The following is a 20,523-nucleotide window of genomic DNA, read 5'->3' on the forward strand; positions in this document are numbered from 1 at the left end:
GGTTGCCAACCGCGGGAGGACACTGGCGCCATACCGGAACTCAGGAGATGGCCATGAAGACCTCGACCCGATTGCTTGTGCTGGGCACCCTGCTGGCAGCTTCGTCGGTGGCCGGCGCGCAGACCTATGGCCCGCGCGATGAGGGACGCAAGTTCAACGACGGCAGCCGCGTGGTCTGCAAGAACGTGGAAGTGCAGCGCAACTCGCGCGATCCGAACCGCATCACGGGTACCGCTACCGGCGCGGTGATCGGCGGCCTGCTCGGCAACCAGGTAGGTGGCGGCAACGGCAAGAAGCTGGCCACCGTGGCAGGCGCCGTTGCAGGTGGTGCGGCCGGTCGCCAGATCCAGGGCAACAGCCAGCAGAAGAACGGCGACCGCGTGGTGGAACGTCGCTGCGAACGCGTCTACCGCTGATTGACCGACCTGGTTGGCCCTTCCACGATGCAGTATCCGAACGCCGGCCTCGCGCCGGCGTTCTTCGTTGCAGGAAAAGGGGACGGAGGGGATTAAGTCGTAATTCCCCAAACCGGCCGCTTACGACTTAATCCCCTCCGTCCCCTTTTTTGCGAGGAGGCGCCAGCTGGCGAGGCTGCCGTAGAGCAGCAGGGCGGTGAGGGTGATCAGTTCGTGGCTGACTTCGGTCAGGCGGGCGTCCATCTGGTTCAGGCGCACCATCAGGTTGATGCCCGAGGTGGTCGGCAGAAGCTGCGCAAGCCAGACCAGCGGTTGTGGCGTCATCACCGCCGGCCACGACAGGTTGGCCAGGAAGAACAGCGGGATCGAGGTGGCGATGATGTACTGGAAGGCGCGTTCGCGGGTTCGGAAGAAGCTGCCGACGAACAGGCCGAAGGCCACGGTGGCGGCGATGAACAAGGTGCCGCCGAGCAGCTGGCCCAATGGGTTGCCGCCGCGCGGATAGTCCTGCACCCAGGCGGTGAAGCCGGCGTAGTAGAACAGGCCGAACAGGCCGATCAGGCCGAAGCCCAGTGCCATGCCGGCCAGCGTCGGCAGGTCGAAGCGCAGGCGCCGGCCGAGCGCGAGACGACGGCCGCCGAGCAGGACGCCGATGCCCATCAGCAGCGTCTGGTGCACGATCAGCTCGGCCACGCCGGGCACGATGGCGCTGCCGTAGCCTTCCTGGGTGTTGTACAGCGGGCGCTGCACCAGGGTCACCGGTGGTGCCTGCGGCGCGCCCATGAAGGCGGCCTGGCCGACCACCGCCTCACGTCCGAACGCACCCAGTGCATCGGCCACGCTGCCCAGCACCCAGCTGGCGCGGCCCAGGTAGGCGCCGTTGCCGAGCAGCACCAGCTTGGCCGGGTGGCCGCGCAGGATGTCGCGCTCCAGGTTGGCCGGGATCAGCACGATGCCTTCGGCATGACCGGCTTCCAGCTGCTGGCGCGCGCTGTTGATGTCCGCAGGCTGCCCGACCACGCGTGCGACCCGCAACGCGTCGAGCTTCCGCAGCAGCTCGCGGCTGGTCGCGCTGTGGTCTTCGTCCACCACCAGTACCGGCAGGTTGCCGGCCACCTGGTGGCGATACGCGGCCGGGTAGAAGAACGAGTACAGGATCACCGCGCCGACCATCACCACGATCGCATAGCGGTCGCACAGCACCGCCATCAGGGTCTGCCGCAGGCTGCGCCACAGTGCGCTCATGCGTCGGCTCCTGCCGGTTGTGCGGCTTCGGGCGTGCGCGCGAAGGCAATCAGGCGCAGGCCACCGATGCCGCCAGCCACCACTGACATCAGCAGCAACGTGGCCAGCGGCCATACCGAAACCTGCAGCGGCGAACCGATGAACTGTTGCTGGGTCTGCAGCTTGATGTAGGCGCTCAATGGCAGCAGCTGGTGCCAGATGCGGGTGAACAACGGGCCGTCCAGCACCGGGAAGGTGGCGCTGGAGAACGCCAGCGCGGTGCCGATACTGAGGCCGACCGCAGACAGTGCGGTGCCCATGTCGCGGGTGACGCCGACGAAGAACAGCGCGTAGGCGGCGGTAGCCAGATAGAACAAGGGTTGTGCGAGCAGCAGCATGAGCACGCTGCCCGCCACGCCATCGCCGCGCAGCCAGGCGAGGTAGCCGATGCCGAGTGCGCCATACAACGAGAACAGCAGGACGTACGGCGCGATCTTGCCGGCAATCGCCGGCCACGGTGTGCGGCCGAGCCAGGCGGGCAGGCTGCCGTCGCGGATCTCGCGGCCGAGACTGCCGGCCACGGCAAGCGCCAGTACCAGTGACAGCACCGCTGGGAAGATCAGCGGCAGCAGGAACAGCTCGTAGCTGCGCGCCGGGTTGTACAGGATGTCCGACTGCACCGCGATCGGTGCCGCACGCAGCTTGCCCGGGCCGACCTGCAGGCCGATGCGCTCGCGCAGCAGGCGTGCGTTCCAGGCCGAGACCGCGTCGCCGATATCGCGCGCTGCGGACTGGCCGGTGGTCATGTAGGTGGCGTTGTAATAGGCGAACACCGTGCCCTGGCGTCCACGCAACGCCTGCCGGGTGACATCGCGCGGCACCAGTACGATGGCGAATACATCCAGCCGACGCAGCTGCGAACGTGCATCTTGCATGTCCGCAGGCTGGCTGGCGATGCGCACGCCGGGGCTGGCATCGAGCATGCGCAGCAGCAGGCGGCTGTCGCTGCTGTGGTCGAGGTCGACCACGGCGATCGGGATGTCGCGCATCACCGAGGGCGTGAACATCCACGCCATCACGGCCAGCATCAGCAGCGGCAGCAGGGTGACCAGCAGCAGGTCGGCGCGGTTGCCGCGCAGCGACCGCAGCTCGCGCCGCCAGCTGGCGGCGAAGCTGCTGCTGTCGGGGCTCAGTGCTGGGGCCATGCGAACAGCACGCTCATGCCGGGGCGGAAGCCCTCGATGCGGCGTACCGGGCGCACCCGCACCTCGAAGCTGCGGACGTCGTAGCCGGACGACTGGCGGGTGGTACGCCAGGTTGCATAGTCGCCGGCCGGGTTGATGAAGTAGACCTCGAATTCGCCGTCCTGGCCGAGCGCCGGCACGCTGCCGCGCAGCTTGCTGCCGACCTTCAGGCCCTGCATCTGCGATTCGCGCAGGTTCATCGCCACCCACATGCGGTCGATGTCGACCAGGGTGAACACCGGGTAGCCGGCCGGTACCAGTTCGCCGGGGTCGGCCATGCGCTTGTTGATCTCGCCCGCCACCGGCGCGCGCCCTTCCACTTCGACACGTGCGGCGTTGACTTCGGCCACCGCGCCCTGTGCCTGTTGCACCTGGCCCTGCGCGGCACGCTTGTCCTGCTCGCGTGCGCCGGCCAGCGCCATGTCGTACTGCGCGCGGGCGGCACGGGCCAGTTCGCGCGAGCTGGTGGCCTGGGCGTGCGCTTCATCGCGCTTCTGCCGGGTCATCACCCCTTCGTTGAACAGGTTCTGCACGCGCTGGTAGGTCGCTTCAGCCAGCGTCGCACCGGCTTCAGCCCGCTTCCAGTTCGCTTCAGCGGCGCGGATGTCTTCGCTGCGCGCACCTTCGTCGGCCTTGTCGGCCACCGCCTGTGCGGCGGCCAATGCGCCGTGCGCCTGTTGCTCCTTGGCGGCCACTTCGGGGCTGTCGAGCAGGAACAGCACCTGCCCGGGCTGCACGCGGTCGCCCTCGCGCACCTTCAGTTCGGCCACGCGCGCGGTGATCTTGGCGGCCACGTTGATGGTATCGGCGTCGGCCATCCCCTGGATCTGGTCGGCCGGGCTGCGCCAGGCCAGCCACAGGCCGAGCACCACCACGACCAGCAGCACCACTATCAGGATCGGGCCCAGGCGGCGCTTGGCCGGGGGCGTCGTTGCATCGTCGTGCAGCACATCACTCATGGTCGATCACCTCGTCCGCACGCCGCCGGAACTCTTCGAAACGGTCCATCTGTCCACTGACCTCCAGCAACTGTGCCAGCGCAATATCGTATTGGTAGGCGGCCTGTGCGCGCTCGACGCGGGCACCGCCCAGGCCGAGCCGCGCGTCGATCACATCCAGCGAAGTCGCCTGGCCTTCGCGGAACGCCAGCTCCTGCAGGCGCAGGTTTTCCTGTGCCTGGGTGATGCTGCTTTCGAGCAGCACGTATTGCTGGCGTGCGGTTTCCAGCTCGTTCCAGGCCTTGCGCACGCCCAGTGCGACCTGGTTCTCGGCCTCGCGCAGGCCCGCTTCGGCCTGTTCCTGCTGTGCACGCGCGGCGCTGATCTGCGCCGGCCGCGAGTTCGGCGACAGGAAGGTGTACTTCAGGCCGATGCCGAACGCCCAGTCCGGATCGGTCAGCATTTCGTCGCGGCGGCGGAAGTCGTACTGGCCGAAGGCGAAGATCTGCGGCTTCAGCTTGGCCTGCTGCACGCGCACGCCCTGTTCGGCCTGCGCCACCATCGCCCGCAGGCGTGCGATCTGCGGCTGGCGCGCCTGCGCAGTGCGCTCGAAGCTGGCGACCGGTTCCAATGGCACGCGCTGCACGAACAGCGGCGACACCGGCTGTACCTCGCCACCACTGCGCAGCAGCGTGGCCAGCGCCGCCTTCAGCGTGGCCAGGTCGTTCACCGTTTTCTGGTATTCGCGCTCGGCCTTGTCGCGGGCCACGGTGGCCTGCAGGCGCTGGGCGCGGGTGGCGAAGCCCTCGCGTTCCAGCTTCTCCGCGTCGGACAGGTGGCGGTTGAGGCCATCGCGTACGTCGCGCCGCACATCCACTGCCTGCTCGGCCAGGCGCTGGCCGAAATAGGCCTGGGCCAGCTGCACGGTCAGCGATTGGCGTTGTGCTTCGCGTTCGGCACTGGCCTGTTCGTGGGCGGCGCTGGCCGCACGTTGCGCGGCCGGAATCACACCGCCGGTGTACAGCGGCAGCACCGCGGTCACCACCGGGCGGGTACGCCAGTCGCGTTCGGTGAACGACAGCGGCGAGTCGATGCCATAGGCCTCGGCCACCGGTGCCAGCGAACCCAGTGGCAGGGTGAGGGTCTTCTGGAACTGCAGGCGGCGCACTTCGCCGGTGATCTCCGGCAGGCGCAGCAGGCGGGTGGCGTCCTGCAGGTCCTGCTTGTTGCGTACCGCTGCATCGGCGGCGGCCAGTGCATCGGAGACCTGCTCCAGGCGCTGCCGTGCCTGCTCCCAGTCCAATGCGGGTGCATCGGTGAGGGTCTGCGCCTGCGCAGCCAGTGGCAGGCAGGTCGTCAGCGCCAGCGCCAGCGCGGCCTTCGCGCAGTGCATCCTTGTACGTCGGCCGATCACGCTCATGCCGTCCCAATGGTGAAGAAGTGCGCAAACGGTAGTGCGCGCGGCGTGAAGCCCGGGTCTGCGGTCATTGGATTGTCCTCAACGAAGGGTGCCGCTGGCTGCAGTGCGCAGCGCCTGGGTGATGTGCTGCAGCGTGCTTGAACGCACGGCAGCATGCTGCCAGTACAGCGGCACGTCGAGCCAGCGGCGGGGTTCCAGTACCACCACGCGGCCGGCGCGCACGGCGGGCGCGACCAGGGTTTCCGGGGCCATGCCCCAGCCGAGTCCGCACGCAGCGGCTTCGACGAAACCGGTGGAGGAGGGCAGGTAGTGTAGCGGCGGCTGCAGTCGCGCGCGGGTCAGCCGCCGCACGAAGCGCCACTGCAGTTCATCCTTGCGGTTGAACACCAGCATCGGTGCGCTCGCCAGGGCCGTGGCCTGCATGCCGTCGCGGAAGTACTGGCGGGCGAAGCCGGGCGAGGCGACAGCGTGGTAACGCATGGCGCCGAGCGGATGCACGTTGCAGCCCTTCACCGGTTGGCTTTCGGCAGTGACCGCGCCGAGCACGCTGCCATCGCGCAGCAGCTGCAGGGTATGGTCCTGGTCATCCATGCGCAGGTCGAACAGGTAGCCATGGCGCTGGTGCAGGTCGGCGATGGCCGGCACGAACCAGGTATCGAGCGAGTCATCGTTGACCGCCAACGGGATCGGCGTGCGCGCGGCATCGCTGCCGCGTTCGGGCAGCAGTTCGGCCAATGCCTCGGCCTCCAGCGCCTGCATCGGCCGGACCCGGCGCAGCAGCGCTTCGCCTGCGGCGGTGGGCCGGCTCGGTGCCTGGCGCACAACCAGCACCTGGCCGAGCCGATCCTCCAGTGCCTTGATCCGCTGCGACAGGGCCGACGGACTGATCGACAGGCGGCGCGCCGCAGCCTCGAAGCTGCCTTCTTCCAGCACCGCAGCAAACGCGGCCAGTTGCGGATGTACCAGATCCATGCCGGTGCCTCTTCAGTTTTCCTGCACAGGATAAAGAAAAATCAGATTGTCTAAACAGGGTCAGCGGCCGCACCCTGCGCGTCCTCTCGCTGCCTGGCCTGTCCTGATGTGGATCGCCGCTACCGCCGCCGGCCTGTTCGCAGGTGCCGGCCTGATCATCGCCATCGGTGCGCAGAACGCCTTCGTGCTGCGCCAGGGCCTGCAGCAGCGCCATGTGGGCAGGGTGGTGCTGGCCTGTGCCGGCGCGGACATCGTGCTGATCCTGGCCGGCGTCGGCGGCATGGGCGCGCTGGTGCTGCAGTGGCCGCTGCTGCTGCAGGTGCTGCGCTTCGGTGGTGCGGGCTTCCTGCTCTGGTATGGCCTGCAGGCGGGGCTGCGCGCATGGCGCGGTGGCAGTGCGCTGGCCGCCGCCGAGGCGCAGGGCGGCAGCGGACGGCAGGTACTGCTGACCTGCCTGGCCTTCACCCTGCTCAACCCGCACGTCTATCTGGATACCGTGGTGCTGCTGGGCAGTCTGTCCACGCGTTACCCGGGCGATCTGCGCTGGGCCTTCGCCGCCGGTGCCTGCATTGCCAGTGTGGTCTGGTTCTGCACGCTGGGCTATGGCGCGCGCCTGTTGCAGCCGGTGTTCCGCAGGCCGGGCGCCTGGCGTGTGCTGGATGCAGGCGTGGCGATCTTCATGTTCTGCCTGGCGACGTTGTTGCTGCTGCGTCCTTTATCGCCATGAGTGCGTGACGTACGCCGGTGTTGCGTATGTGTTCCACCGGTACGGTTCACGTGGCCGGATACAGCGCGGATAATGCGCGCCTGGTCGCGACCCCGCCGCGCATGCCGTCGTTCGGCAGCCCCCCGGTCGCCTGTGTTCTCGTTGTACGACCGCCACGGCGCGGCATCGGTGTTGCATGAAAGACAATCTACAGCTGCTCCTGTCCCACCTGGGGCGCACCTTCCTGTTCGGCCTGATGATGGCGCTTCCGCCTGCGTTGGCCTGGCTCGACATCCATTGGCTGGGCAATGCAGTCGGCGAGTGGTCGCTGGTCGAACTGACCCAGGAAGGCTTCCTGGTCGCCAGCGTGGCTGCCTTCGTCCGGCTTGCATTGCGACGTGCCGATGATCGGGCCTTTGCCGTTCTGGCGGCCGCGCTGTTCGCCTGCATGCTCCTGCGTGAAATGGATGAGGCGCTGGACCTGATCGCACACGGCTTCTGGAAGTACCCGGTGGCCGTGCTGATCATCGGTTCACTGGCCTGGGCCAGCCGCGACTGGCGCCGGGCCATGCCGGCGCTGGTGCGTTTTCTCGTATCCCGGCCGGGTACCGTGATGACGATCGGCCTGGTTCTGCTGCTGTTCTATTCGCGTCTGATCGGCATGACGTCGTTGTGGACCGGACTGCTGGGTGACCAGTACATCCGCGTGTTCAAGAACACCATCGAGGAGACCACCGAACTCCTTGGTTACACCTTCATTCTCGCAGCCAGCGTCGGCTACGTGGCACAGCGGGTACGCGAACCGCTGACGGCACGGAAGCGCGCCGTGCACGAGGGTGCCGGGATGCAGCAACGGCCACTCTAGGCGGCATCCACCGCGCACAACGGCGTCTCGCCGGGGCGCAGGGTCAGTACCCGCACGCCGGTGCGGGTGACCGCCACCGTATGCTCGAACTGCGCCGACAGCTTGCCGTCGCGGGTGTACACCGGCCATTCGTCCGGCTGCTGGCGGATGGCCGGCTTGCCCTGGTTGAGCATCGGTTCGATGGTGAACACCATGCCTTCTTCCAGCACCATGCCGGTGTTGGGATGGCCGTAGTGCAGGATCTGCGGTTCCTCGTGCATCTCCTGGCCGATGCCGTGGCCGCAGTATTCCTTCACCACGCTGTAGCCGTGGCTGCGCGCGTGGCGGGCGATGGCGTGGCCGATGTCGCCCAGGCGCGCACCAGGACGCACGGCGGCAATGCCTTTCCACATCGCCTGGTAGGTGGTCTGCACCAGCCTGCGCGCGGCGTAGTCGACCTCACCGACCCGGTAGGTGGTGCTGGAGTCGGCGATGTAGCCGTTCTTCTCCAGGGTGATGTCGAGGTTGACGATCTGGCCGTTGCGCAGCACGTCGGTGGTGCTGGGTACGCCGTGGCAGACAACGTTGTCGATCGAGGTGTTGAGCACGTACGGGAAGCCGTACTGGCCCTTGCTGGCCGGCCTCGCCTGCAGCTCATCAACGATCATGCGTTCGACGAAATCGTTGATCTCCATGGTGCTTCGGCCCTGCAGCGGCAGCTGGTCGAGTGCGGCGAACACCTCCGCCAGCAGGCGGCCGGATTCGGCCATCAGCGCGATCTCGTCGGGGCGCTTGATGATGCCCATCGGCTCAGACCTGGCCCGGCGGCAGCAACGGGGGCTGCACGCCAGCCGCGCGCAGCTCGCTGGCGACGATGTCCTGGAAGCTCAGCGTGGGGTTCAGCTCGCAAAGCATGCCGACCCGGATCCAGAAGTTGGCCTGGGCGTTGATCGAGCGGCTGGAGACGGTACAGGCACGGCGCAGCTGGTCGTGCAGGGTGTCATCGATGTTGACGATGCCCATGGGCGGTCCTGAAGGAGGGGGTATACGAAGCGTATATGTTTCGTATATCCGGCTCAAGGCCGCCCGGTTCAGCTCGCGTCGGTGGCGAAGCGCAGACGGTTGCCGTCGGGGTCGACCAGCAGCATCTCGCGGCTGCCCCATTCGGTGTCATGCGGCGGTTGCTCGATCGGCACGTTGGCGGCGCTGAAGGCGCGGTGCAGGGCGTCGACGTCCTCTACGATGAAGTACACCGCGCCGCCGACCTCGCAGTCGCCGCTGTGTTCGGTGAGGAAGATCGTCTGGCCATCGCGGGTGAGCTGGGCGAACAGCGGGAAGCCGGGTTCGAAGCGGTGTTCCCAGTCAACCACGAAGCCTAGTCCCTGCACGTAGAACGGCAGGGTGGTGTCGGCGTGGCGCATGCGCAGCTGCGGGATGACGGTCTGGGCCATGGTGGCGGCTCCTGGGGCGGGAACCCAGTGTAGTGCCGAGCCATGCTCGGCCATCGCCCCCTGTAGAGTCGAGCCATGCTCGACTGCTGTTTGCCGTCCGCTGAGTCGAGCATGGCTCGACTCTACAGAAAGCGATAGCGATAGCCGAGCATGGGCCCGGCACTACCGAGGCGCTCAAAGGGCGGTCGGCACCGCGGCCATCGCCGCCAGCAGTTCGCGGTTCACCTGCTGGTGCCGGGCCTGCCACACCGGCAGATCCCCGGCGCTGACGTCAGGCTGGCCATCCAGCGACGACAGCCAGCGTTTGAAGCGGCTCTGGTAGCTGGCCAGCGACACCTCACCGGTGATGTCACTGCCGACCAGGCCGCCGGCACGCAGCGCTTCAATCACCACCAGCGCGTGTTCCAGCTGGAAGCGGCCCTGATCCCAGTTGCTGCGGGCCACGTCCTCGGCAAACACATCCTTGTCGATCGACAGGTAGGTCGGCTGCGGCGACTTGGCCTGCTCGGCAGCGAACGCAGCCACCAGCGCTTCGGGATGCTCGAAACGGCGGAAGGCGTGGCCCATGCCGAGACGATGCCCCCAGCCCACGTCCACATCCATGCACCAGTACGTCAGCCGGCCGCTCATCAGCGGGCGCCAGTGGTTCTCCCAGGCATGGCCGAGGCCGATGTCGCTGGAGGTGATGCCGAGCACGTGGATGTGCGAGATCTGCGGCAGCTTGCTGGCGGCGTTCACCCACGAACCGCAGTGCATGCCGAACGGGAAGCGCATGTTGTCCGGATGGTTGTCCAGCACCACCAGCTGGAACGGCGCCTGCGTGCGCATGCGCTGCAGCAGCGGCAGGCTGAGGTGGTGGAAGTCGCCACTGCCGAGCATCACCGTGCCGAGCTGGGCCGGCAGCGGTGCCAGCACTTCAGCGGCGAAACGGTCGAGGGTGGCATTGCTGCAGGCGAAGCGCAGTGGACCGTGCCATTGCGGCAGGGCCAGCGTCTGCGCCTGGGGCAGCGGCAGCACGCCACCGTCCAGGTCCAGGATCAACGGGGAACGCAACGGCATCGTTCAACCGCCTCCATCAGGTTCGCCCTGCAGGTACGGGGCCAGCCTGCGCAGGGCGGCGCGCAGCAGCGGGGAACGGGCGTGGATCGCATGCCGGGTGGAGGTGAAGCTGGCACCCAGTTCGGCCTTGATCCGCGAATCGGTCCAGCCGGCCACGTAGTGGCTCAGGCTGTGCTGCAGCGCGTATTCGAGGTTGTGCATCCAGCTCACCGCGTACAGGTTGTGCTCGCGGGACTGCGGATAGGCCAGGCCGATGTACTTGTCCACCAGCTTGCCCGCATGCACGTAACACAGGTTCCAGCCGATCAGCTGGCCCTGGTGGCGGTACAGGAACATCCGTCCCTGGCCCTGGCTGTCGGCCAGAAGATGCTGGAAGTAGGGCAGGTCGAGCTGGTCGAAATGCACCGCGCTCTGCGCGTACACGCCCAGGTACAAGGCATACAGTTCGGCCTGGAGCTGCGGGTCGGCCAGGGCCGGATCGCCGGTGGCGATGCAGTCGATCTGCAGGTCGTCGCGCGAGCGCAGCTTGCGCCGGATGTTCTTGCGGCGCGAAGACGACAGGCGGCCGAGATAGCCATCGAGCGAATCGAAATCGATCGCCACCCAGGCCAGCGGCATGCCTTCCAGTTCGACGAAGCCGCGTGCCAGCAATGCCTGCAGGAAGGCGCCGCTATGTGCGTTGGCGGCATCATCCAGCAGCGGTGAATCGATCGCCAGGTCCTTGACCACCAGCAGGCGGGTATCGCCGATCGCGTGACGCGTCACGTCCTCAGCCAATGCTTCTGGTGCGACGTGCGCGGGCAGCGGGGTGTACTCGGTGCTGGTGGCACCGACGAAGCGGGTCTTCCAGGTGATCCATGGCCGCCACAGGCGCGACAGCGGCAGGCCAAGCAGCTTGCCGCGCAGGTCGTCGTCCATGGTGGTGGTCAGATCCAGCGGCGCACGGAAGGTCGGCAGGCCACTGGGCAGGCGGCCTGCCTCGAACCCGAGCGGCGGGTGGGCCAGGAAGCCCTCCAGCAGCGCGGCCGGTTCCAGCGCGGTGCTGGATGCGCGTGACGTCATTTCCATCGGCACGGGAACCGGCAGCGCATCGGACCTCAGCCCTTGGCCTTGGTCAGCGCCTGGTCAAGCAGGGTGATCGCCAGGTCGATCTCTTCGTAGCTGATGTCCAGCGACGGCGCGAAGGTGATCACGTTCTTGTACCAGCCACCCACGTCGAGCACGAGGCCCATGCGCTTGCCGTCGTGCAGCAGGTCACCGGCCAGGCCGATGTCGACCATGCGGTCCAGCAGTTCCTTGTTCGGGGTGTAGCCGTCGGTCTGGCAGATTTCTGCACGCAGGGCCAGGCCCAGGCCGTCGACGTCGCCGATTTCCGGGTGGCGCTTCTGCAGGCCACGCAGGCCATCGAGGAAGTACGCGCCCTTTTCCGGCACGGTGCGCTCGTAATCCATTTCCTTGCCCAGCTTCAGCACTTCCAGGCCCAGGCGGGTGCCCAGCGGGTTGGAGTTGAAGGTGGAGTGGGTGGAGCCCGGCGGGAACACGGTCGGGTTGATCAGCTCTTCGCGCGCCCACAGGCCCGACAGCGGGTTCAGGCCGTTGGTCAGCGCCTTGCCGAACACCAGCACGTCCGGGGTCACGCCGAAGTGCTCGATGGCCCACAGCTTGCCGGTGCGCCAGAAGCCCATCTGGATTTCATCGACGACCATCAGGATGCCGTACTTGTCCAGCACGCGCTTGAGGCCGGTGAAGAAGTTGCGCGGCGGGATGACGTAGCCGCCGGTGCCCTGGATCGGTTCGACATAGAATGCGGCGTACTCCGCCTGACCGACCTTGGGATCCCACACGCCGTTGTATTCGCTTTCGAACAGGCGCTCGAACTGCCACACGCAGTGGTCGGAATACTCTTCCGGGGTCATGCCCTTCGGGCGACGGAAGGGGTAAGGGAACGGAATGAACATCGCGCGCTCGCCGAAGTGGCCGTAGCGGCGGCGGTAGCGGTAGCTGGAGGTGATCGACGACGCACCCAGGGTACGGCCGTGGTAACCACCTTCGAAGGCGAACATCAGGCTCTTGCCGCCGCGTGCGTTGCGCACGATCTTCAGCGAGTCTTCGATGGCCTGCGCGCCGCCGACGTTGAAGTGCACGCGGCCGTCGAGGCCGAACTTTTCGTGCATGTCCACGGCGATCGTCTTGGCCAGCTGCACGCGGGTCGGGTGCAGGTACTGGCTGGCGACCTGCGGCAGGGTGTCGATCTGGTCCTTGAGCGCGTCGTTCAGACGCTTGTTGCTGTAGCCGAAGTTGCAGGCCGAGTACCACATCTGCAGGTCGAGGTAGGGCACGCCCGCACCGTCGAACATGTAGCTGCCTTCGCCGCGCTGGAAGATCTTCGGCGGGTCGACGTAGTGGACGGTGTCGCCGAAGGAACTGTAGCGGGCTTCGTCGGCCAGCAGCTGCGCGTCGGAGGCGGCGGCGTCGGCGTTCTTGTCAAAAATGTTCATGCAGTTCGGTTCCGTGAAGGACGTTCGAAAGAGGTAGCGGGGGCGTGCTTGGAAGGGAGTGCTCAGGCGGTGGCCAGCAGCAGGGGCAGTACGGCGGGCTGCGGGCTGGCGTCGATACGACGTGGCTGCAGCAGGCTGCCATCGAGCAAGCGCGGCAGCAGTGCGATTGCATCGTGGAAGGTATCGATGGCGGCATGCTCGATGCCGGCATGGGTGCAATGGGTGATCAGGCGACGCTTGGCGAACACGAAGTCGGCATCTTCGGAGACGCAGAAATCCGAACTGCCATCGCCGATCATCAGCACACGCGGTGCTTCGTTGGCGCGCGCCTGCGCAGCGCAGGTGCACTTGCAGGTGCCGCTGCGGCAGCCTTCGGCCTGGTAGGGCGATTCCAGTTCCCAGTGGTCATCGCACCAGCGCAGGTGGTTGGCCACCACCGGCAGTTGCGACAGGCCGTGGTTGGCGAGGATGCGGTGGATCGCATAGTCCAGGCCGTCGCTGACGATGCGCAGCGGCACGCCCAGCTGTTCGGCACGGCTGACAAAGGCGGCAAAGCCCGGATCGATCTGCACCTGGTCCAGGTGGGCGTCGAGCGTGGCCGGGTCCAGCTTCAGCAGCCTGACCTGGCCCTGCATGCATTCGCGCGAGCCGATCTCTCCCGCTTTCCACTGGTCTTCCAGTTCCTGCCAGCCCGGCTGGCCGTATTTCTCCAGCAGCGAGTCAATGACATCTTCGAGGCTGATGGTGCCGTCGAAGTCACACAGGATGCTCCAGTGCATGGGCAGGTCCGTCGATGAAAGGAACGTCCGGCGCGATGCCGGGCCAGGCTCAATGTAGGCAGGCAGCCTTTCTCGTTCCTTTCCTGTTGAAAGCCTGCATTGCAGGGCGCGGAAAGCGTTCAGGAAGGTGCATGGATGAATGCGTGAGGCGCACTCCATCCGTGCGTCCTGGCGTCACGCGCGGGCCAGTGCCCGCAGTATTTCGGCGGTCTCTTCACGGGTCTGCCAGGCGCTGTTGCCGAGGGTCAGCATGCGTGCGGCGAAGTCGCGTGCGTTGGGCATGTCGTCCTGCGGCACGATGCCGCGCAGGTAGGCATAGCCGGGCAGGGCATGGATGAACATGCGGCTGGCGCCAAGCCCGCGTGGCCACAAGTCCTTCAGTACCGCATCGCGGGCGCGTTGGCTGGGCAGCAGCAGCATTAACAGTGGCCAGGTGCCACCGCTACCGGCCAGCCCATCGACCACCTCAACGGCGGGCAGCTGTGCCAGCTGCACCCGCAGCTGCAACGCACGCAGCCGACCGGCCTGAAGGAATGCCGGCAAGCGCCGCGCGGCATGCGCGCCGATGTTCTGCCGCCACTGGCTGACCCGGTGCTGCGGGATATCCAGCGGGAAAATGTCACCGACCGCATCTTCCAGATCGCCACGCTGAAGCGCATTGCGCAGTGGATTGCCATACACCAGTGACAGCAGCGAAGGGCGATAGCAGGCAGCAAGGCCCAGCAACTGCAGGCTCCGCAGCAGCTCCCAGCGCAGGCTGGAGCGAACGTGCTGGACGGCATGTTCGGCCAGCGCAGCACGCAGTTCGTCATCGCGGCTGACCAGCAGGCCGCCTTCATGCAGGCTCAGGCCCTTGCCGGCGGCCAGGCTGAAGAATCCGATATCGCCGCGCAGGCCGACACTGCTGTTGCCGACCCGTGCGCCGAGTGCCTGCGCGGCATCTTCGATCACCCAGGCGCCGGCGTTGCGGGCGACTTCGCAGGCCAGCTCGACATCGGCAATGCGCCCGCCCAGGTGGGTGGGCAGGATCGCCAGCGTGCGCGCATCGGCCAGCCGCTTAAGCTGGCCGGGGTCGAAGTCGAAATGACCGCGCCGGGTATCGCACAACTGCACGCGCAGGCCCAGGCTGTGCACCGCGATCGGCACCAGCGGGCAGGTATAGGCCGGCATGATCACGGTGTCGCGCTTTGGCGCACGCTTGCGCAGCGTGCGCAGGGCGATCAGCAGCGCGTGCGTGCCGGAACAGGTCAGCTGCAGCGGCGGTGTGCCGAGCTGGCTGGCAAGGATGTCACGCAGGTCGCCGCCACCGGGAAGGAAATCGCTGGCCTGCATCGGCAGGCCGGCGGTTGGTGGCAGTTCGCGCGCGAACAGGCTCATCGCAGCGCGCTCACGGGGTGCTTTCGGCAGGGCTGTGCGGGTCGTGCGCCTCGGCGCGGCCGAGGCAGACGATGCCGGCCACGATCAGTACCGCACCGAGCAGATGGTGCAGGGTCAGCGGCTCGTTCAACAGCCACGCCGACAGCAGCAGCACGCTGATCACTTCCAGGTGCGAGGCAGCAAAGGCGGGACCGATCGGCGCATGGCGCAGCAGGCTCATCCAGGTGAAGAATGCACCCACGTAGCCGAGGATGGCGCCGTAAACCCACGGCTGCGACAGCACGCGCAGCAGCCAGGCGGTGTTGGCCTCGACCGGCAACGCGGCGTCACCGGCGTACTTGAAGCACAGCTGGGCCAGCGTGTCGAAAGCCATCAGCAGCGGGAAGCCGATCACATACAGGCGCCTCATGAGCCGGCCCCCACCACGGCTACGCCGGCGGTGACCAGCAGCATGCCGGTCACCCGCAGCGGCGTGAGTTTCTCGCGGAACAGGAAACGGCCGGCGATCATCAGCGCGACGATGTTGATCGAGCCCAGCAGCACGCCCTTGGACAGCGGCACCAGCGACAGGAACGCGATCCAGGCGACGAACTCAAGCACGTAGCAGGCGATGCCGATCCACAGCCAGGGACGGCTGAGCATGTGTTTCCAGCGCTGCAGTCCTTCGCCCTCCTGCGGATCGCTGGCGGCGGCCTTGAAGGCGAGCTGGCCACCGGTATCGAGCACGACATTGGCCAGCCACAGCAGCGTGGCAAGTGCCCCCATGTCAGGCCACCGCCTTGAGCACGCCAGTGCGTTCACCGATTTCGGTGAAGAAGCGCGCGCTGCGGCGGATCACATCGCGGCGTTCGCGGTCGATGGTGATCATGTGGTAACTGTCTTCCAGCACCACCAGTTCCTTCGGGCCGCTGACCCGCGACATCACCAGCTCGGCGTTGCCCATGCTGGCCACGTCGTCCTCGCGGGCGTGCATCACCAGGCACGGCGCGGTGACCTGGTGCAGGTGGCGGCGGGTCCAGTTGCTCAGGGCGCGCATTTCGGCCAGGGCGTGCCAGGGGTTGCCCGGCAGGCCGGCGGCGGCGCTGTCGCCGGACAGCATGGCGGCACTGACTTGTGCACGCAGGCGCTCGTCACGCAGGCCGTACGGCGGCTCTTCCATGAATATGCGGTCGCGGCCGATGTTGAAGCGCTTGAACCACGGCAGCAGGAACGAGAAGCGGGCCACGGCGGGGATGTTCCAGCCGTCATAGCGGAAGGTGGCGCCGTACACGCCAACCCCGGACACCCACTCGGGGCGACGTGCAGCCAGTGCCAGCGACAGCACCGCGCCCATCGACAGGCCGCCGACGAACAGCTGGTCGACCTTGCCGCGCAGGGTTGCCGCCGCATCTTCCACGCCCTGGTACCACTGTTCCCAGGTGGTCGCCAGCAGGTCATCCACGCTGCCGCAATGGCCGGGCAGCTGCACGCCGTGCACGGTGAAACCGGCGTTGTTCAGCCCTTTGCCCAGCATGCGCATTTCCGCCGGGGTGCCGGTCAGGCCATGGACCAGCAGCACGCCCTGTGGGCCACCGGGGAGGAAGAAGTCGTGCGATTCGGTCACCTGGCGGCTCCGGGACGGCAGTGGGGATGGCAGGATCGCAAGCGCGATTTTCGCCAGCCTTTCAGCGCCCCGGGCCGGGTCAGGGCGCCTTCAGCAGCGGCAGCGTGATGGCGACTTTCAGTCCGCCACCTGGGCGGTTCAGGAAGCTCAGGCGGCCGCCGAAGTGCTCCACCGCCTCGTGCGCGATGGCCAGGCCGAGGCCGGTGCCGCTGGCAGCGGTGCCCGGCGCCCGGAAGAAGCGCTCGCCCAGCCGTGGCATCACGTCGTCGGGCACGCCAGGGCCGTTGTCTTCCACATACAGTTCGACATCATTGTCGTCCAGCGCGTGCACGCCCACCGTGACGGTTGCATTGCGGCCGGCATAACGCAGGGCGTTGTCGATCAGGTTGTCCAGCGCTTCCTGCAGCATGGCGCCGTTGCCCAGTACACGCAGCGGATGGGGACTGCCGCGGTAGCCCAGATCGATGCCATCGCGGATCGCCTCCGGTACGCGCATGCCGACCCACTGCGGTACCAGCTCGCACAGGTCCAGTGCCTCCACGGTATCGGGCACGGTCTGCGCCCGGCTCAGTGCCAGCAGCTGGGTGCTGACCCGCGCGGTGCGCTGGTTGAGCCGGCGGATGTGCTGCAGCGCCTCGCGCACTGTATCGGGGTCGCCATGTGCCAGTGCCTGGTCCACATGCAGGGCCATGCCCGCCAGCGGCGAACGCAGCTGGTGCGCGGCATCGGCGATGAAACGGTTCTGCAGGGTGATCATTTCCGCCTGGCGGGCAAACAGATCATCGATGGTGCTGATCAGTGGCTGGATCTCCTCGGGCACGTCGGCATCGGAGATCGGCGCCAGTTCGCCGCGGCGCTGGGCCAGGCGGGTCCTCAGCGGGGTCAGGATACGCAGGCCATAGGTCACGCCGAACCAGACCAGCGCTGCGGTACCCAGCGCCAGCATGGTCATCAGCGGGATGATGATCATCAGGATCTCGCGCGCACGCTGCCGGCGGTCGGCCATGCTCTCGGCCACGGTCACCGCCAGCTGGTCCTGCGGATCGTTCATCGCCTGCGTGCAGACGGTGGCCATGCGCACCTGCTGGCCATTGAGGTTGCCGTCGTACAGCGCCGGATGCACGCCGGTGCAGTCCTGCGAAGGGGCGTACGGGCTGAAGTCTGCATTGCCGCTGAGCGTACCCATGCGGCTGCTGTCGACGTTGAAGTAGCGATGGCCGTCGGGGTCGTACTCGATCAGGAAGCGCGCCTGCGGAGACAGGTCGCTGGTCACCGGCATGGTGCTCAGCATCTGCGCGAACGAATGCGTGTCGTCGATCAGGTTGCGGTCGTGGATGCGGTTGGAATAGTCCAGCGCAACGTAGTAGGCCAGGATCGTGTTGAACGTGAGCAGGCCCAGCATCGGCAACGCCAGGAAGGCGAGCAGGCGCCGACGCAGGCTGGGTGGTCCACTGATCACGGGGCGCTGTCGTCCTGCGCGTCTTCCAGCATGTAGCCCAGCCCGCGCACAGTGCGGATGCCCATGCCGCCGGGCTGCAGCTTGCGGCGCAGGCGGTGCAGGGCGATGTCCAGGCCGTTGTCGGTGAGGTCCTGGCCCCAGTCGCACAGCGCTTCCACCAGTTGCGCGCGCGACACGATGCGCTCGGCGCGTACCGCCAGTGCCGACAGCAGGCCGAACTCGCGCGCGGTCAGTTCCAGCGACTGGTCGTCGATCCACACCCGGTGCCCGGCCAGATCGATACGCAGGCGGCCGATGCGCAGGTCCGGGTTGCCATTGCTGGTGACCCGCCGCAGCTGCGCACGCACGCGTGCTTCGAATTCGTCCAGCGCGAACGGCTTGACCAGGTAGTCATCGGCGCCCAGGTCGAGCACGCGCACGCGTTCGGCCAGGCCATCGCGGGCGGTCACCACCAGCACCGCCAGGCCATCGCCGCGCTGACGCAGGCGCTGCAGCACATCGCGGCCATCCAGCTGAGGCAGGCCCAGGTCCAGCACCAGCAATGCGTACTGGGTCGAGCCCAGTGCCGCGTCGGCGTGCGCGCCGTTGTCGACGTGGTCAACCACGTGCCCCTGCCGGCGCAGCGAGGCGCACAGGCCGGAGGCGATATCCGGGTCGTCTTCAGCAATCAGAACGCGCATGCGCGGGGGCTCCTGTAACGGTCAGGCCCACCGGATGGACGGGGTGGGCCTCTCTCGGCTGCCGAGGGTAGCCGCAAACCGGGTGAAGGTGGAGCGCGCCGCCGCCGCCCGGTGCCGTCGCGCTGTCCCTTCATTCAGTCCTGCAGGCCCGGCTCACCCGGCGCCAACGGCACCCGCGAGCCATCCAGCAGGCCACGGCTGAGCCTGCCATTTTCGATGAACAGCAGTTCGCCGTTCTCGCCGTTCTTGATGCTGCTGTCGATGGCGATCACGCGGTCGCCATGGAAGCTGCTGACGTGTGGCATCGAGGTGTGGCCGACCACGATGCGTTTGAGCTGCAGGCGGTCGAGTACGGTCTGCACCCCCGCGGTGTCGAGGCGGCCATCGAAGTAGCCGCGGTACCAGATCGGGCTGGTCTTGCCGTCATACAGCGGTGCGGTGGCCGGGTCGGCCTTTACTTCGGCCTTGGGCAGCCCCAGCGACGCCTGGTAGGCCGCATTGGTGCGCGCCGGGTCCAGCGCCAGCTGCACTGCCTCGGGCGAAATGCCGCCGTGCAGGAACAGGGTGTCGCCGATCTTCAGCAGCACCGGGCGGGTGCGCAGCCACTGCCCGATCACCGAATCGGCACCGTACAGCTGCGGGTAGCTGCGGCCGAGCAGCTGCGCGCTGCGCAGGTACTTCGGGTTGACGTAGCGCAGGTCGTCGTACAGCACCATGGTTTCGTGGTTGCCGAGCACGAAGTGCACCGCGCCGCCGGCGGCGGCCGCCTGCAGCTGCAGGCCATACAGCAGCCAGAAGGCCTCGGTCACCTGCGGGCCGCGGTCGAACACATCGCCGGCGATGACCAGCGTGTCCTTGCCCAGCGCCCAGCGATCCTGGGCATCGATGACCTGGTGGGCGCGCAGCAGGCGCACCAGCAGCCCGTACTGGCCATGGATGTCGGACAGCGCAACGATGCGCGGCACGGCCGGCAGCACGGAAACCGAAGGCGCATTCGGGGCAGCCACGTGCACCGAGTGCTCGTAGCCGCAGCGCGGGGCGATGTCGGTACCTGCGGCCTGCGTGGCAAGCGTGTGCGACTCGACCTTGTCGTCGCAGATCCACTTGGCCTGCAGCTGGTCGCCCTGGCGGAACACATAGGGGCCATCGGCCTGCACGTGGTCGGCGGGCGCGGCAACCTCGCGGGCCTGCGTGGTTGCTGTGGCGCAGGCCAGCAGCGGCAACAGCAGGGCGGTCAGCAGGGAAGGGCGATCGCGCGACATCGGCGGCATCCAGTGGCGGAAAGGTCTGATGCTAACCGGCGCGGATGTTCGTCGGTGTGCGCGAATGGGCGGATCAGGTGTCGCGCCCGTCGTCCCTGAGCTTGCGCACGCGGGTGGCGCTGGGCTGAAGTGGCTGGCCGTCGCGCCCGCGCGGCTGCATGTAGGGCAGTGGCCGCCGTGTCGCCGATTCGATCAGCTGTGAATGGGCTTCACCGGCCTCGAAGCGATGGCGTTCACCCCATTGGCGCAGCGCGACCAGCAGCGGGAACAGTTCCTGGCCAGCGGCGGTGAGCACGTATTCCTGGTAGGCCGATCCATCGGAGGCCGGCTGCAGCTGCAGGACGCCGGCCTCTACCAGCCGGCGCAGGCGGTCGCTGAGGATGTTGCGCGCCGCGCCGAGGCTGCGCTGGAAATCACCGAAACGGGTGACGCCATCGAAGGCATCACGGATGACCAGCAGCGCCCAACGGTCACCGAGCAGATCGGCGCTGCGGGCGACGGGGCAGGGGCTGTCGGTGTGCATGGTGGACCTCTCTGATGTGGTTGCAGTTTAAAACCAATGGCAGTAGCCTGCATCAAGTTTCAAATTGC

Annotated in this window: 23 protein-coding genes; 3 read left to right on the forward strand and 20 right to left on the reverse strand. The window is 67.4% G+C overall.

Translation table 11 applies throughout. From position 1 onward, the window contains the following. Window positions 1-47: 47 nt before the first annotated feature. Entirely contained in the window at window positions 48-416 is a 369-nt protein-coding gene (locus ACZK2R_RS06055) for a glycine zipper 2TM domain-containing protein (protein WP_032127541.1), read from the forward strand. 120 nt (window positions 417-536) lie between these two features. Here the strand turns inward: ACZK2R_RS06055 and ACZK2R_RS06060 are convergent, their stop codons facing one another. The 5 genes from ACZK2R_RS06060 to ACZK2R_RS06080 all read right to left on the reverse strand — a co-directional run bounded on the left by ACZK2R_RS06060 (window position 537) and on the right by ACZK2R_RS06080 (window position 6,214). Next, window positions 537-1,661 (reverse strand): ABC transporter permease, encoded by a 1,125-nt coding sequence (locus tag ACZK2R_RS06060; RefSeq protein ID WP_478487874.1) that lies wholly within the window; start codon window positions 1,659-1,661, stop codon window positions 537-539. Beyond that, the gene (locus ACZK2R_RS06065; RefSeq protein WP_180837958.1) at window positions 1,658-2,845 is read right to left on the reverse strand and encodes an ABC transporter permease; all 1,188 of its coding nucleotides are present in this window, start codon (window positions 2,843-2,845) and stop codon (window positions 1,658-1,660) included. Before ACZK2R_RS06065 ends, ACZK2R_RS06060 begins: the two co-directional genes overlap by 4 nt. Beyond that, window positions 2,830-3,843 carry an HlyD family secretion protein gene (locus ACZK2R_RS06070; RefSeq protein ID WP_004149835.1) on the reverse strand — a complete coding sequence of 338 codons (1,014 nt, stop codon included), beginning with the start codon at window positions 3,841-3,843 and terminating at the stop codon, window positions 2,830-2,832. The genes ACZK2R_RS06065 and ACZK2R_RS06070 overlap by 16 nt, the downstream gene beginning before the upstream one ends. Then, window positions 3,836-5,242: a TolC family protein gene (locus tag ACZK2R_RS06075; protein ID WP_180837959.1), complete on the reverse strand. Its 1,407-nt coding sequence runs from the start codon at window positions 5,240-5,242 to the stop codon at window positions 3,836-3,838. Before ACZK2R_RS06075 ends, ACZK2R_RS06070 begins: the two co-directional genes overlap by 8 nt. A gap of 78 nt (window positions 5,243-5,320) precedes the next feature. Continuing rightward, complete coding sequence (locus ACZK2R_RS06080; protein WP_180837960.1) at window positions 5,321-6,214, reverse strand: LysR family transcriptional regulator ArgP; 894 nt, start codon at window positions 6,212-6,214, stop codon at window positions 5,321-5,323. Between the two features lie 106 nt (window positions 6,215-6,320). Between ACZK2R_RS06080 and ACZK2R_RS06085 the strand changes: the two genes are divergently transcribed. Both ACZK2R_RS06085 and ACZK2R_RS06090 read left to right on the forward strand, forming a co-directional pair. Then, a complete protein-coding gene (locus ACZK2R_RS06085; RefSeq protein ID WP_032127535.1) occupies window positions 6,321-6,941 on the forward strand; it encodes a LysE/ArgO family amino acid transporter in 621 nt (206 codons plus the stop codon). Between the two features lie 175 nt (window positions 6,942-7,116). Then, entirely contained in the window at window positions 7,117-7,785 is a 669-nt protein-coding gene (locus ACZK2R_RS06090; protein ID WP_032127534.1) for a hypothetical protein, read from the forward strand. Here ACZK2R_RS06090 and map read toward each other — a convergent pair. The 15 genes from map to ACZK2R_RS06165 all read right to left on the reverse strand — a co-directional run bounded on the left by map (window position 7,782) and on the right by ACZK2R_RS06165 (window position 20,455). Beyond that, window positions 7,782-8,564: a type I methionyl aminopeptidase gene (map, locus tag ACZK2R_RS06095; RefSeq protein WP_180837980.1), complete on the reverse strand. Its 783-nt coding sequence runs from the start codon at window positions 8,562-8,564 to the stop codon at window positions 7,782-7,784. The genes ACZK2R_RS06090 and map overlap by 4 nt on opposite strands. A 10-nt stretch (window positions 8,565-8,574) precedes the next feature. After that, a complete protein-coding gene (locus ACZK2R_RS06100; RefSeq protein ID WP_005412680.1) occupies window positions 8,575-8,787 on the reverse strand; it encodes a ParD-like family protein in 213 nt (70 codons plus the stop codon). A gap of 68 nt (window positions 8,788-8,855) precedes the next feature. After that, window positions 8,856-9,215 carry a bleomycin resistance protein gene (locus tag ACZK2R_RS06105; RefSeq protein ID WP_180837961.1) on the reverse strand — a complete coding sequence of 120 codons (360 nt, stop codon included), beginning with the start codon at window positions 9,213-9,215 and terminating at the stop codon, window positions 8,856-8,858. A gap of 174 nt (window positions 9,216-9,389) precedes the next feature. Then, window positions 9,390-10,274 carry an arginase family protein gene (locus ACZK2R_RS06110; protein WP_180837962.1) on the reverse strand — a complete coding sequence of 295 codons (885 nt, stop codon included), beginning with the start codon at window positions 10,272-10,274 and terminating at the stop codon, window positions 9,390-9,392. 3 nt (window positions 10,275-10,277) lie between these two features. Beyond that, window positions 10,278-11,342: a GNAT family N-acetyltransferase gene (locus ACZK2R_RS06115; protein WP_180837963.1), complete on the reverse strand. Its 1,065-nt coding sequence runs from the start codon at window positions 11,340-11,342 to the stop codon at window positions 10,278-10,280. Between the two features lie 29 nt (window positions 11,343-11,371). After that, a complete protein-coding gene (locus ACZK2R_RS06120; protein WP_032127529.1) occupies window positions 11,372-12,772 on the reverse strand; it encodes an aspartate aminotransferase family protein in 1,401 nt (466 codons plus the stop codon). A gap of 62 nt (window positions 12,773-12,834) precedes the next feature. Next, window positions 12,835-13,551: an MtnX-like HAD-IB family phosphatase gene (locus ACZK2R_RS06125; protein WP_180837964.1), complete on the reverse strand. Its 717-nt coding sequence runs from the start codon at window positions 13,549-13,551 to the stop codon at window positions 12,835-12,837. Window positions 13,552-13,725: 174 nt separating this feature from the next. Beyond that, window positions 13,726-14,928 (reverse strand): DegT/DnrJ/EryC1/StrS family aminotransferase, encoded by a 1,203-nt coding sequence (locus tag ACZK2R_RS06130; RefSeq protein ID WP_125894494.1) that lies wholly within the window; start codon window positions 14,926-14,928, stop codon window positions 13,726-13,728. A gap of 10 nt (window positions 14,929-14,938) precedes the next feature. Next, window positions 14,939-15,337 carry a DMT family transporter gene (locus ACZK2R_RS06135; protein WP_125894491.1) on the reverse strand — a complete coding sequence of 133 codons (399 nt, stop codon included), beginning with the start codon at window positions 15,335-15,337 and terminating at the stop codon, window positions 14,939-14,941. Then, a complete protein-coding gene (locus ACZK2R_RS06140) occupies window positions 15,334-15,693 on the reverse strand; it encodes an EamA family transporter (RefSeq protein ID WP_012479558.1) in 360 nt (119 codons plus the stop codon). Before ACZK2R_RS06140 ends, ACZK2R_RS06135 begins: the two co-directional genes overlap by 4 nt. Before the next feature lies 1 nt (window position 15,694). Next, window positions 15,695-16,531: an alpha/beta hydrolase gene (locus ACZK2R_RS06145; protein ID WP_180837965.1), complete on the reverse strand. Its 837-nt coding sequence runs from the start codon at window positions 16,529-16,531 to the stop codon at window positions 15,695-15,697. A gap of 79 nt (window positions 16,532-16,610) precedes the next feature. Then, window positions 16,611-17,990, reverse strand: a complete 1,380-nt coding sequence (locus ACZK2R_RS06150) for a sensor histidine kinase (RefSeq protein ID WP_005412674.1) — start codon at window positions 17,988-17,990, stop codon at window positions 16,611-16,613. Further along, window positions 17,987-18,670, reverse strand: a complete 684-nt coding sequence (locus ACZK2R_RS06155; RefSeq protein ID WP_014646433.1) for a response regulator — start codon at window positions 18,668-18,670, stop codon at window positions 17,987-17,989. Before ACZK2R_RS06155 ends, ACZK2R_RS06150 begins: the two co-directional genes overlap by 4 nt. A 134-nt stretch (window positions 18,671-18,804) precedes the next feature. Beyond that, the gene (locus ACZK2R_RS06160) at window positions 18,805-19,932 is read right to left on the reverse strand and encodes a metallophosphoesterase (protein WP_180837966.1); all 1,128 of its coding nucleotides are present in this window, start codon (window positions 19,930-19,932) and stop codon (window positions 18,805-18,807) included. A 73-nt stretch (window positions 19,933-20,005) separates the two neighbouring features. Beyond that, on the reverse strand, window positions 20,006-20,455 hold the full coding sequence (locus ACZK2R_RS06165) for a winged helix-turn-helix transcriptional regulator (protein ID WP_180837967.1): 450 nt from the start codon (window positions 20,453-20,455) through the stop codon (window positions 20,006-20,008). Window positions 20,456-20,523: the final 68 nt, after the last annotated feature.

The sequence above is a fragment of the Stenotrophomonas sp. 96582_Sma genome (assembly GCF_056480905.1).

Excerpts from the sequence above, each read along its gene's own strand:
- ACZK2R_RS06120 (WP_032127529.1), bottom strand. The coding sequence starts at position 12,772 with ATGAACATTTTTGACAAGAACGCCGACGCCGCCGCCTCCGACGCGCAG.
- ACZK2R_RS06060 (WP_478487874.1), bottom strand. The coding sequence starts at position 1,661 with ATGAGCGCACTGTGGCGCAGCCTGCGGCAGACCCTGATGGCGGTGCTG.
- ACZK2R_RS06140 (WP_012479558.1), bottom strand. The coding sequence starts at position 15,693 with ATGGGGGCACTTGCCACGCTGCTGTGGCTGGCCAATGTCGTGCTCGAT.
- ACZK2R_RS06135 (WP_125894491.1), bottom strand. The coding sequence starts at position 15,337 with ATGAGGCGCCTGTATGTGATCGGCTTCCCGCTGCTGATGGCTTTCGAC.
- ACZK2R_RS06055 (WP_032127541.1), top strand. The coding sequence starts at position 48 with ATGGCCATGAAGACCTCGACCCGATTGCTTGTGCTGGGCACCCTGCTG.
- ACZK2R_RS06130 (WP_125894494.1), bottom strand. The coding sequence starts at position 14,928 with ATGAGCCTGTTCGCGCGCGAACTGCCACCAACCGCCGGCCTGCCGATG.
- ACZK2R_RS06155 (WP_014646433.1), bottom strand. The coding sequence starts at position 18,670 with ATGCGCGTTCTGATTGCTGAAGACGACCCGGATATCGCCTCCGGCCTG.
- ACZK2R_RS06115 (WP_180837963.1), bottom strand. The coding sequence starts at position 11,342 with ATGGAAATGACGTCACGCGCATCCAGCACCGCGCTGGAACCGGCCGCG.
- ACZK2R_RS06105 (WP_180837961.1), bottom strand. The coding sequence starts at position 9,215 with ATGGCCCAGACCGTCATCCCGCAGCTGCGCATGCGCCACGCCGACACC.
- ACZK2R_RS06100 (WP_005412680.1), bottom strand. The coding sequence starts at position 8,787 with ATGGGCATCGTCAACATCGATGACACCCTGCACGACCAGCTGCGCCGT.
- ACZK2R_RS06080 (WP_180837960.1), bottom strand. The coding sequence starts at position 6,214 with ATGGATCTGGTACATCCGCAACTGGCCGCGTTTGCTGCGGTGCTGGAA.
- ACZK2R_RS06070 (WP_004149835.1), bottom strand. The coding sequence starts at position 3,843 with ATGAGTGATGTGCTGCACGACGATGCAACGACGCCCCCGGCCAAGCGC.
- ACZK2R_RS06160 (WP_180837966.1), bottom strand. The coding sequence starts at position 19,932 with ATGTCGCGCGATCGCCCTTCCCTGCTGACCGCCCTGCTGTTGCCGCTG.
- ACZK2R_RS06090 (WP_032127534.1), top strand. The coding sequence starts at position 7,117 with ATGAAAGACAATCTACAGCTGCTCCTGTCCCACCTGGGGCGCACCTTC.
- ACZK2R_RS06165 (WP_180837967.1), bottom strand. The coding sequence starts at position 20,455 with ATGCACACCGACAGCCCCTGCCCCGTCGCCCGCAGCGCCGATCTGCTC.
- ACZK2R_RS06085 (WP_032127535.1), top strand. The coding sequence starts at position 6,321 with ATGTGGATCGCCGCTACCGCCGCCGGCCTGTTCGCAGGTGCCGGCCTG.
- ACZK2R_RS06125 (WP_180837964.1), bottom strand. The coding sequence starts at position 13,551 with ATGCACTGGAGCATCCTGTGTGACTTCGACGGCACCATCAGCCTCGAA.
- ACZK2R_RS06065 (WP_180837958.1), bottom strand. The coding sequence starts at position 2,845 with ATGGCCCCAGCACTGAGCCCCGACAGCAGCAGCTTCGCCGCCAGCTGG.
- ACZK2R_RS06110 (WP_180837962.1), bottom strand. The coding sequence starts at position 10,274 with ATGCCGTTGCGTTCCCCGTTGATCCTGGACCTGGACGGTGGCGTGCTG.
- ACZK2R_RS06075 (WP_180837959.1), bottom strand. The coding sequence starts at position 5,242 with ATGAGCGTGATCGGCCGACGTACAAGGATGCACTGCGCGAAGGCCGCG.